This window comes from Rubritalea sp., from assembly GCF_039830215.1.
Taxonomy (GTDB): domain Bacteria; phylum Verrucomicrobiota; class Verrucomicrobiia; order Verrucomicrobiales; family Akkermansiaceae; genus Rubritalea.
Genome location: NZ_JBDOPO010000327.1, coordinates 1 through 10,363 on the forward strand (window position 1 = coordinate 1; position 10,363 = coordinate 10,363).

The 10,363-nt window shown below is 48.0% G+C and carries 10 protein-coding genes and 1 pseudogene; 5 read left to right on the forward strand and 6 right to left on the reverse strand.

All coding sequences use genetic code 11. The features are described 5' to 3' along the window. Both ABGY95_RS11005 and ABGY95_RS11010 read left to right on the forward strand, forming a co-directional pair. The coding region (locus ABGY95_RS11005; RefSeq protein WP_347441731.1) for a hypothetical protein at window positions 1-286 on the forward strand (286 nt) is incomplete at its 5' end. 6 nt (window positions 287-292) lie between these two features. After that, complete coding sequence (locus ABGY95_RS11010; RefSeq protein ID WP_347441732.1) at window positions 293-2,653, forward strand: tetratricopeptide repeat protein; 2,361 nt, start codon at window positions 293-295, stop codon at window positions 2,651-2,653. Window positions 2,654-2,733: 80 nt separating this feature from the next. Here ABGY95_RS11010 and ABGY95_RS11015 read toward each other — a convergent pair whose 3' ends face one another. From ABGY95_RS11015 to ABGY95_RS11030, 4 genes are all read right to left on the reverse strand, one after another. Continuing rightward, the gene (locus ABGY95_RS11015; protein WP_347441733.1) at window positions 2,734-3,777 is read right to left on the reverse strand and encodes an FAD-dependent oxidoreductase; all 1,044 of its coding nucleotides are present in this window, start codon (window positions 3,775-3,777) and stop codon (window positions 2,734-2,736) included. A 21-nt stretch (window positions 3,778-3,798) separates the two neighbouring features. After that, the gene (locus tag ABGY95_RS11020) at window positions 3,799-4,137 is read right to left on the reverse strand and encodes a hypothetical protein (protein WP_347441734.1); all 339 of its coding nucleotides are present in this window, start codon (window positions 4,135-4,137) and stop codon (window positions 3,799-3,801) included. Window positions 4,138-4,316: 179 nt separating this feature from the next. Next, window positions 4,317-4,517 carry a hypothetical protein gene (locus tag ABGY95_RS11025; RefSeq protein ID WP_347441735.1) on the reverse strand — a complete coding sequence of 67 codons (201 nt, stop codon included), beginning with the start codon at window positions 4,515-4,517 and terminating at the stop codon, window positions 4,317-4,319. Window positions 4,518-4,545: 28 nt separating this feature from the next. Next, window positions 4,546-6,162 carry a tetratricopeptide repeat protein gene (locus ABGY95_RS11030; RefSeq protein WP_347441736.1) on the reverse strand — a complete coding sequence of 539 codons (1,617 nt, stop codon included), beginning with the start codon at window positions 6,160-6,162 and terminating at the stop codon, window positions 4,546-4,548. Window positions 6,163-6,271: 109 nt separating this feature from the next. On the opposite strand from ABGY95_RS11030, the gene proC reads away from it, so the two are divergent. From proC to ABGY95_RS11045, 3 genes are all read left to right on the forward strand, one after another. Then, complete coding sequence (gene proC, locus ABGY95_RS11035; protein ID WP_347441737.1) at window positions 6,272-7,081, forward strand: pyrroline-5-carboxylate reductase; 810 nt, start codon at window positions 6,272-6,274, stop codon at window positions 7,079-7,081. Between the two features lie 93 nt (window positions 7,082-7,174). Further along, complete coding sequence (locus ABGY95_RS11040; RefSeq protein ID WP_347441738.1) at window positions 7,175-7,417, forward strand: twin-arginine translocase TatA/TatE family subunit; 243 nt, start codon at window positions 7,175-7,177, stop codon at window positions 7,415-7,417. Window positions 7,418-7,452: 35 nt separating this feature from the next. Continuing rightward, entirely contained in the window at window positions 7,453-8,424 is a 972-nt protein-coding gene (locus ABGY95_RS11045; protein ID WP_347441739.1) for an endonuclease/exonuclease/phosphatase family protein, read from the forward strand. Between the two features lie 8 nt (window positions 8,425-8,432). On the opposite strand, the gene ABGY95_RS11050 is transcribed toward ABGY95_RS11045, so the two are convergent. Together ABGY95_RS11050 and ABGY95_RS11055 are read right to left on the reverse strand one after the other, a co-directional pair. Beyond that, on the reverse strand, window positions 8,433-9,497 hold the full coding sequence (locus ABGY95_RS11050) for a GNAT family N-acetyltransferase (protein WP_347441740.1): 1,065 nt from the start codon (window positions 9,495-9,497) through the stop codon (window positions 8,433-8,435). Window positions 9,498-9,505: 8 nt separating this feature from the next. Beyond that, window positions 9,506-10,363, reverse strand: a pseudogene (locus tag ABGY95_RS11055) (TonB-dependent receptor); the annotation flags it as partial.

Genomic DNA, 10,363 nt, shown 5'->3' on the forward strand with positions numbered 1-10,363 from the left:
CCAAGGCAAAGATGGTGACCAGAAGAAGGACGGTGACCAAGGCAAAGATGGTGACCAGAAGAAGGACGGTGACCAAGGCAAAGATGGTGACCAGAAAAAGGATGGCGACCAAGGCAAACAAGGAACTCCAGCTGGAGATGCTAGTAAAAACTCACAGAAAAATGGCTACGCCATTAAAGAACAACAAGACGCCCGCGAACTGCTAAAACGTCACGCGGACATGCAACAACGACCAGATTCCTCACGGAATAAATGGAGAATCAACAAACCTGAAATCGATTGGTAAGCCATTATGCGACTTCTCACACTTATATTCACCCTACTCGGTATTTGCTTCGCACAGGCGCAGCAAGAAGCATCCATCATCACACAGATCTCCTCGACTAATCTGATCGAGGGAGAAGTGGGATATTTCAGTTTGATCTATCGCGGGGTCAACCCAAAGCAAGCTCCACCAGAGTCGATCGATATCGGCGGCATGAAACTGACGCAACGTGGTTTTCAACAGCAGTACATCAATGGCGACCGTTATTTCATTTATCAGTATCCTATCTCTGATGCCAAAGCCGGCAATTACTCCATCCCGGCTCTCGATCTTGAGCTCCAAGGAACAACGGTCAAATCTCAGCCAGCCAACTTCCAAGTAGTCCCAGTTGAAGATCTCAAACTTGAGCAATTCAAGTACAAGGAAAACACAATCAGTTGCTATTCTAAAGTATTCATCGGCAAGACAACTCTCTACCCAGGTGAATCCACTATAGTAGAATACAAGATCTACATCCCAGCCAATCTCAACCCACAAGGATGGGGACTTCCTAAACCTGACAAAATATTCAACTGCACAGCTTGGCGTTTTAGCCCACCAACCTCCAACCGCGATGTTGGCCAAGCCTTTATCAACAACAAACGCTACGTCGTTGGCAGCTACACCACTGTTCTCAGCTCGATCAAAGCTGGCGACGCTAGTTTCGGCCCACTAACAACCGAGCTCATCATTGCCCCTTCTAACACAACCTCACGTTTTGGGTTTTCAAGGCGCCAGACAGCAGAAATGCCAATCACCTCAGAGGACCTCAGATTTGAGGTCCTCCCCTTCCCCAGCACTGCTCCCCCTGAATTCAAAGGAGCGGTTGGAGAATTCACCATCGAAGCCGACCTACCAGTAACCGAGAGCATTAGCCTAAACGACTCAATCACAGCAACTGTTACTATCGCTGGTTCTGGCAATCTCCCTGACATAATCGCGCCGGAGCTCGAAGACTCAGCCACCTGGAAAGTAGTCGACGTCTCACGCGTCCAACAAGGAGACGAACGAAAAGAACTCAGCGGCCAAACTCAGTTCACCTATATTCTGCAACCTCTACGTGGAGCAGACACGCTACCACGTTTCACCTTCGCACACTTTGATCCAGTAGCCGAAGAATTCGTTCTTAGCACGACCTCTACAAGTGCAATCACAGTCACGGTTCCTGAAGTGACTGGTAGCGCGGTCCTTCCTGCTACTGCAGTTCCAACAGAATCTATGCAAGACATTCTGGGACCCCTGACCGATGTCAATCTCACTAGACCTGCTCGCTCTGTAATAGCACAGCTTCCAGTGTGGACTTGGCAGGTAGTCCCAGCTCTTTTCTTAGTAGCGATGTTAGGCATAGCTGGCCAACGTAAGGTACGCGCCTCAAAGCAAACAAACTCAACGAAGTCTCTACAGTTGAATGAACTAAAAAAACTCAACTCCTTTAAGGACCAAGACTTCCTCAAAGAAGCTGGCGGTTATGTCGAACGCTGGTTAGCTGACTCCCAAGAAGCTCAGTCTGTTCTGGATCAACGTGACAGCCAATGCTACCAACCTGCAGCTGATCAAAAGTTAGATTCAAAACAGCGCAGTTCGATCCTACAATTACTCAAATCCCTCTCAGTGCTCACACTGATAGCGCTTCTCACCTTTAGCCAACAGAGCTGGGCGGATGAGAGTAGCTTCAAAGCTTGGGAAGCTGGTGATTACCAGACAGCGCTCGATGGTTACCTCGAGGCCAGCGAGAAAAATCCCGGCTCAGCCGATCTTTTATTCAATGTGGGCGACTGTTATTACCGTGCGAACCAACCGGGAATGGCAGCGCTGTTTTATAAGAAAGCTCTCGCCATCGATCCTTTCCATTATGAGGCATCCAAAAACCTCACCTTCACACAGAAAACCCAAGGGAGCATCCTTGGCCCTGAGTACAGTGAGTTAGAGAAATGGATTCTAGAATTACCTGCGACAGCCTATCAACAAGCAATCTTCCTAGGCATCTGGGTACTAGCTCTGACACTCATAGCTCTTAAGCTATTTCATCTAAAAAACGGCAAGTTTGCACTAGCGCTCACACTCATCATTCTCAGTCCGTTTTGGATAATTCTATCCTCAGCAGCTTGGCTCAAACACCCCCAGCGGATGGCTAGCACCACAGGCAAGGCTGGCATGGTCACTGAGTTCACCTCCATACTCACCGAACCCGTTGACGTGTCTGGTAAAGAACTCGATAAAAAAACTATGATCAAAGCAAATCCCGCATCGCCATGCAGAATTATCGCGGAGCGAGGAGCATGGACTTACATCGAATTAGCCAACGGCACCCGCGGCTGGACTCCTAGCGAGCGCGTGAGCGAGATCTAAGGGCAATTTCCCGTCGATTGTTGGCGTGGCAGGGTAAAGCCCCACCGTTGTAGTCAAGCCAACTCAGCCTCCAAATAGATTCAGGTCCTCTCCACTCGAGCTAGCGACAGTTCGGGATCTAGCTCGGACTCACCTAGGAGATAGCTAGTAAAATGCTCTGCCACACTGGGGGCTGTGATGACTCCTTTAGAACCTAGGCCGTTGAAAAAGCCGATCTGTGGAGTAGTGGAATCTAGTCCGATCACGGGCTGACTGCGGTGGATGATGGGCCTTACCCCCACTTCATGTCCTACAACTTCGAACGGGAGCGAAGTGAGGTCTGTCACTTTCTGCTCCACTTCAGAACATCCTTCAGCGGTAGGATTGGTGCTGAGGTCATCCCATTCATAGGTTGCCCCAGCACGCCAGAGCTTATCTCCTATAGGTACCATCCAGCCATTACGACTGATAACTCTCTCAGAATCTAACTGATTCACTCGGACTGTAAGCATCTCACCTTTGGCGCTGCGGTGCTTTAGGTTCGAGAAGCGCCCCTTCGCCAAGCCAGCATAACCTTGGCATAAAATAATTTTTTGCGCGTGTATACCATTCCAAGAAACTCCTTCCGCCGAAAGCTCGACTGATTCCTCATCAAAGGTTTGCTCTAGATAGAGCCCTTCGGATTCAATTATCTGACGAACTACCTTAAGGTAAGCCGCGGTGTCCAATCGCCCACCGTGCGCCATTTCAAACCCGCCAAAGTCGGCATGGAGTTGGTTCGGTGGAATTTCAGCCACATCTGCGACAACCCATTCTTTCACCGAGTCCACCTTACGGCCAAACTTAGCAACTTCCTTTAGATCCTTAAATAAACGAAGAACAGAATGCGGATAAAATAGTTGCGTGCCACTCTCCCGCTCCAGATCCTGGTAATAGAATATTGCCTCGGGCAGGTATTCAGCTTGGCGCCAAGCTTGGTTCATCCCTTTCCCTGCTAGAGTGGTCACGAGCCCTGCTGCCACTCTAGTGGCGGCGGATGGGTCATTGCTGTCGACCACTGCCACGGACTTTCCGCGGCGCATCAGAGCCATCGATAGCGCGGAGCCAGCTAGGCCTTGACCCACGATGATGAAATCGACCTCCATCAGGATCTATTCTAAATGCGGTTAAGCTTCTTCACTAGGAGCCACGATAGCGTTACGAAGAGCTTCATTAGGGTCAACGAAGTCAGCATCAAAGCCCTTCGCGTAGTTAAAGAGGTGCTTGTGCATATACTCGAAGTATGTCTCCTTTTGCTCGTCGCTGAGCTTGAACCAGATAGTCACATTGAAAGCACGATTAACCTTCTGCATCATCTTGAGTGATAGACGGCGACCATTGCGTGCACGCTGAACTTGCTTGTGTGTGAGCTGCTCAGTCGAGACATCCACCATCTCGTTGTTGCTCATGCCCCATGCTGTCATCATGGCATCCAATGGCTGTATTCCTAGATCTCTCTCTTCCATGCCAATCCCTTACGACTTGAATACCAACTTGAAAAGCCTATTCTCGTTCGCATATTAAACTCATCGCTAAGCGAGGTCTGCATATGCCGAATCAACTCAGCTAAATAGTCTTATGAAAGATTAGCTAGCAGTCAATAAAAGCAACTAGATGTTGGCGCACAGCTGCAAGTATTCACCGCCTATTCAATAAACTGGGTGTTCCCTACAGATCCCATGATTTTCCCCTCAAGTAAACGATCACCAAGTTGTTCGAGTGCTTTTTTCTCTTCGGGGGTAACCAACTCTTTTTGCTCATCCTCGATATCCTTCTCAGGAAACATCTCATCGCAGCCCAATAGGATAGAGGCACACAAAATAAGAGTGCAACGAACTACTGCCATTGGGAGTTTGGATTAAATAGTCGGCAACTTACCTCTTTAGCGCATCTAGTTCCACCTGTGCTTTCAGGTAGAGCGGGCGGCGCTCCAAGGCTTTTTTGAACGAAGCTTTCGCTTCTTCAGCCATCCCCACTTTCTTTTGGTAAAGGCCCATTCGGTATTCTACCGGGAAAAGAATTTCAGATGGCAGCAAGCGAGACTCGGCAGGCAATGCTTCGATCGCAGCTTGGTACCAGTTGTAGGCGAGACCATCCTTCTCAGATAATTGAGCCGTTAGTTCTTTGTGTAAAACGATAAGTGAGCTCAACGCTGGCATAAAGTAGGCAACCTCGTAGCTTTGACTGATCTGGGTCTGCATTTTCTGCATATCAGACAGGACTATGCCCAGCTGACCATGCTGCTTACGTGCTGCGGTGAACTCCTTTTTCCCTAAGGAGAGCAAAGTGTCAGCATAGAGCTGATAAGCTAACAAAATAGCACTATAAGGATCCATGTCTTTCCGGTTAGTAGTGGTTGGTTGTGGTAATGAGAGCTTCGCGGAAAGTGGCTCACCTGATTCAATGTGCATTCTGAATGGCATAAGCTGACCACACCATTTAAGCGAAAGAGCCCCAGCTGAGTACTCACGGCCATCCTCGATTTTTGTTTTGAGAATAGATGAAACAAGCACGGAAGCCTCTTTGGTTTTTCCTTGAGCATGAAGCACTGAGGCGAGAAACAACTGAGACCTAATAAGTCCATCGTTATCCGCGGCACTTAGCTTGTTTACTTCTTGCCACTTTTCAAAAAGCGCGATGGCCTCGCGGTAGGATTTTTCGGCAAGTGGTGCGTCACCACTACGCATAGCAATGAAGCCTAACAATGCCTGCCAAGTGGCCACTTTACCTTCACTAATCTCTGAAAGTTTGAGGGCACGAGGCAATAAATCATTTTTAAAGTCAACGGCACTAGATGGAGCTTCCGCCTGAGCCATGATAAGAAAGTTCAGAGCCATAGGATCCTCCGGGTTCTTCCTAACTAGCTCCTCAAATTCCTCAACAGCCATACGCTGTTTCACCCGAGGATTCCCAAGAACATTGTACCCACCACGTGAGAGATATGTCGTGAGGAGCTTGGCCTGAAGGTCATTTGGATAGTCATTACATAATTGCCTAAAGACGCGCACGCTATTGCCCAATCCATTGACAACCAACTCAGCAATGGCGACCGCATACATTCTCTCATTCTCAGGATAGTAAAACTGCCCATCAACCTTGAATTCAGCAAGCGTTAGCATTCGGTTATACGATACAGCGCGCTGCTCATTGAATTCGTGCCGCGGGCTAGTGAGGGACAAAACGATGCCGCAATAGGCCATCAGACACTGAGGGTCAGCCTCCAAAGCCGTGGTGAAATGACGATAGGCTTCAAAATCCCACGACGCATGAATCAAGGCAAAACCTTGGCGCACATGCTTCTGCGCTTCTAGGCTAGACGAGAATACTAGCAACTGAGGCTCCCCAGTTTGGGGTAGCATTGCCGGAACAGCCAGCTTAGCCACAGGCGCAGCTATCACACCTTTCACATCAAAGACCTCGGCCACTGGGAACGCTTCTTGAGCAAATCCTACAGCTAAGAATGAGATACTACACGCCAAAATCCATTTCATATGCGATGACTATTCAACAATCGGCACACTTAGCAACCTGTAAAGTTACTCCCACAGAAGCTTCAAGCTTTTCTCGACAGCCTAGCTAACTAGCTCTAACATTGAAGCTATGAAACTAGGACTTATAGGTTGCGGGAAAATGGGCCGGGCTCTACTTGAAGGAGCACTTAAAAATGGGATCGTAAAGGCGAAGGATGTGTTTGTTTCATCCAGAACCGAAGACACCCGGGCTGCACTGGCAAGAGAACTCGGGGTCAATGCTGTGGCATCCAACTCCGACTTAGCGAGCAAAGCCGACGTCGTCTACGTTTGCACCAAACCTAATGTCACACCTATCGTTCTAATTGAATTAGCTGAGTCACCAGAATGTCTTGATGGCACGCTACTCATCTCGGCTGTGGCCGGACTAGCCTTAGTGAAAATGGAACAGGTTCTGCCTGACTCCGCTCGCGTGGTTCGCTGCATGCCGAACACCCCAGCTCTTATAGGAAAGGGTGCTGCGGCCTACACCACCGGCTCCAATGCCAACGCAGCTGATGCGGAAATGACCTGCAAACTACTTGGTGCAGTCGGCTCAGTTGTTGAAGTCCATGAGTCCCTGATGGATGCGGTCACTGGCGTTTCAGGTAGTGGCCCAGCTTATGTCTACACTTTCATCGAAGCAATGGCTGACGGCGGGGTACTCAAGGGACTACCCCGCGCTCAAGCTCTAGAATTAGCTACTCAAACCGTGCTTGGTGCAGCCTCAATGGTCGCTGAAACTGGACTTCACCCAGCGATTTTACGCGATATGGTCACCTCCCCAGGAGGTACCACAATTGCGGCAGTTCAAGCTCTCGATGACAATGGATTCCGTTCCGCAACGATGGCTGCAGTAGAAGCTTCAACAGAAAAGTCGAAAGAACTGGGACTTAGTTAGCGGAGAACCGAATCAAGATAAGCTGGACAAAAGCTGCCTTCAGCACTGCGAATGCGTTTGCATTTTGCAAAAATTCACACTAATATAAGAATTATGTATGCAACACTTTCCTTCGTTTCTCTACCTCAAGGGGGTGAGATGGTTCTCATCTTCATCGTTATCCTCCTGCTATTCGGAGCAAAGAAGCTTCCGCAATTGGCCCGTGGCGTAGGCAAAAGCATGGGAGAGTTCAAGCGTGCTCGTGAAGAGTTCGAACACGAGATCACCCGAGCTGAACACGAAGAAACCAGCAAAAGCACCGTTTCAGAAAAGAAAAAACATGAGACTGAAGCTTAATGCCTGCTCTTACTCCAATTTTAAACCCACAAGCTTTGCTTCGTGGGTTTTTTTCTTGCCTAGTCATTGGCATACTCAGCTATTGTGATTCAAAACAAGAAACGCCTGACTGGCCGGAAATAGAGCTAAAATCTGAGCCTAGCTCAAATGCCCTGCAACTTCCATTAGCCACTGCGCGCCCACTTGCTGACGAAGGTGACGACACCTGTTTTATGGCCTATAACCTGCGTAATTACCTCAGCATGCCAAGAGGTGGAAATCGAGACCACATTAGACCTAAGCCCACGGTTGAGATCCAGGATCTAGTGCAAAATATCAAAAAGGTTGCGCCGGATATTCTAGGGGTCTGCGAGATTGGAACGCAAGCTGACCTCGATGACCTCACTTCTCAACTAGAATCTGAAGGTCTCTTATATCCTCACAACCACTTACACGGGGGGGCTGATAGTTATAGGCGGCTGGCTATTCTTTCAAAATTTCCTATCGAGCCAAATAAGCCCAACGAGCTTAGCTACATTCTCGACGGCAAACGTCACATGATGCTCAGAGGTATTCTAGATGTCACCATTAAGCTGCACTCAGGCCCAACAAGATTCATAGGAGTACACCTCAAATCTAAACGTCCCAGCAAATATTGGAACCAGGCACAAATCCGCCGACGCGAAGCGGCTCTGCTGCGTAAGCACGTCGATGAAGTTCTGGCATCTGGCGATTCCCACTTGGTTGTTTATGGGGATTTCAATGACACGAAAATGTCCCCAACCATCCGCGCTGTTGCTGGAAACCAACACCAAGACAACTTCCTTCGGTCGCTCAACCTGGAGGACTCCAATGGTTCAAAATGGACTCATTATTGGAGTTACGAAGATGTCTATTCGCGGTTTGATTACATATTTGTCTCCCCGAAAATGCGTGCACATATTGAGACCAAGAAATCTTACATCCTCGATATTCCAGTATCGAATACCGCCAGCGATCATAGGCCACTGGTCTTGAACATTCGATGAGCCCAGCTTTACAAGTGCTTGATAAATGCCTGAGAATTCCGCCCGCTGTAATGAAGCTCTTTCAGCCGCCCAATAGGCAATGATTCAACGGGGAATATGCTATACCCCATCTGTTCTGTAAAAAAGTTGGCTGCTCGATTGGTGAGGGCAAAGACTGACCGCATTCCTCGTTCTTTACCACGAGCCTCCATGAAACGAACAAGGTCGGCACCATAGCCAGTACCTTCATGTGTTTGCTTTACATAGAGACAGGCAATCTCGCCTAGGTCGCCGTATTGATAAAGAGCAACACAGCCAACTACATGCCCATCGACTTCCATCACGGCGTAATCTTCTAGAGATTCTGCAATTTGTTCATAACTGCGAGGCACCAAGTGTGTCCGACGAACTGATCTCCCTATCAAACCTAGAAGCTCAGAAATATCTTCCTCCTTCAGGGTTCGGATTTGCCTATAGACCCCACCATAGATCATCGTTCCCACTCCTTCGTTAGAAAAGAGCTCATCAAGTAAAACTCCTGGAACCGAAGCATCAAGTAGGTGCACTCGATCCACCCCTAATTCACAGGCTGAAGCCGCAGCTGCTAGCAACTGCTGATCTTTAGACCTTAACTTAGAGCTCAAGTCATCGATTTCTTTCACTCGTAAGAATCTAAGTAACTTCCCTTTCTCCTCTAATGGCTGAAAATCAGTCAATGCAATCAATTTCGAAGCACCTAATGAGACTGAAATCTTAATCAAATCAACAGCAAGCAGCAAACTCTCTCGTTTAAGCAAAGCTGCCTGTCCCCGTTCTATCACATCATTGATTCTCGTAATGGTGGAGTCATCAGCAATCACTGATGAGCGGAAATCATGATCAACAGCCCAGTCTATGATAGATTCTAACTCTTGCTCAGTCGATACGATAACGAGACGCACCCCAATCGACTGAAGCGCACACAAATCCATAACTATTTCAGCCTGTGACGCCTCAGATAGGTCCTGCCATTCGACATCCACTACGAAGAGTTTCCCCAAAAACTGAGGAACATAGTGAAGTAAACCTCGCAGATCTGTAGCAAATGGATCCATAATAAGGCTTAGTGAATGTGGAGCGCTGCTCTGTGAGCGACTTCAGGAACAAGCTCTTTCCAATCCTCGCTTCCTTCAGCAATCATCTTCTGAATATCTCGGCCGGTATAATTCAGAAGGCGCTGATCACCTGGCTCAACAGAGCGCACGAGCCTATTCTGCAACAAATACTGATAGAGGTGCTTTGATGTCTCGCCGGCTCTAAAGCTCTCTGCGGTCACTAGTTCACCATTTTTTCGGTTCTTCCACGGATAAACATAAAGTGACACCTCATTTTTAAAGAGACGGCCAAAGGATTCTAAAATACCGCCCTCAAGCTTCTCATACCATTTCTCTTTAAATAATTCATTAAGCAAACCAATACTCAAAATGATAGCAATCGGCTCTTTGGTGTATCGACTCAAGTAAGTTGCAATCCGATGAAACTCAGGACAATTTGAGATCAACAACGTCTGGCCTAGAGCCTGCAGCGCATCTGCTCTATCAAGAAACTTCACATGGTCCACTTCACCATTTTCTCTTCGCAAGAGGTTATTCATAGAAATTTCACAGAGGCTTATAAAGCGCTCTTTTTGCCCTTTATCTAACTCTCCGCTAAAACTTTCCTTTGTTTGACTCATCATATCCAAGTGTAGATGAGTCACTGGGTCGAAACTACCACGAAGCAAGGCCACAGATTTTTTATAGAGAATCTCAGCTGGCTGCACCACTTCACCTTCAGGTGTGAACATAGCAGCAGAGGTGAGCCCACTCTGAACTAGCTGAAGTGAGCACAAGCGATTGTCAACAAAGCGGAATCCTTCTCCAAGAAACTTCAACATGTCAACTTCGACTCGGCCATGTGTGAGGTTATCTACTAATGAATC

Excerpts from the sequence above, each read along its gene's own strand:
- ABGY95_RS11050 (WP_347441740.1), bottom strand. The coding sequence starts at position 9,497 with ATGGATCCATTTGCTACAGATCTGCGAGGTTTACTTCACTATGTTCCT.
- ABGY95_RS11030 (WP_347441736.1), bottom strand. The coding sequence starts at position 6,162 with ATGAAATGGATTTTGGCGTGTAGTATCTCATTCTTAGCTGTAGGATTT.
- ABGY95_RS11025 (WP_347441735.1), bottom strand. The coding sequence starts at position 4,517 with ATGGCAGTAGTTCGTTGCACTCTTATTTTGTGTGCCTCTATCCTATTG.
- ABGY95_RS11010 (WP_347441732.1), top strand. The coding sequence starts at position 293 with ATGCGACTTCTCACACTTATATTCACCCTACTCGGTATTTGCTTCGCA.
- ABGY95_RS11015 (WP_347441733.1), bottom strand. The coding sequence starts at position 3,777 with ATGGAGGTCGATTTCATCATCGTGGGTCAAGGCCTAGCTGGCTCCGCG.
- ABGY95_RS11020 (WP_347441734.1), bottom strand. The coding sequence starts at position 4,137 with ATGGAAGAGAGAGATCTAGGAATACAGCCATTGGATGCCATGATGACA.
- proC (WP_347441737.1), top strand. The coding sequence starts at position 6,272 with ATGAAACTAGGACTTATAGGTTGCGGGAAAATGGGCCGGGCTCTACTT.
- ABGY95_RS11040 (WP_347441738.1), top strand. The coding sequence starts at position 7,175 with ATGTATGCAACACTTTCCTTCGTTTCTCTACCTCAAGGGGGTGAGATG.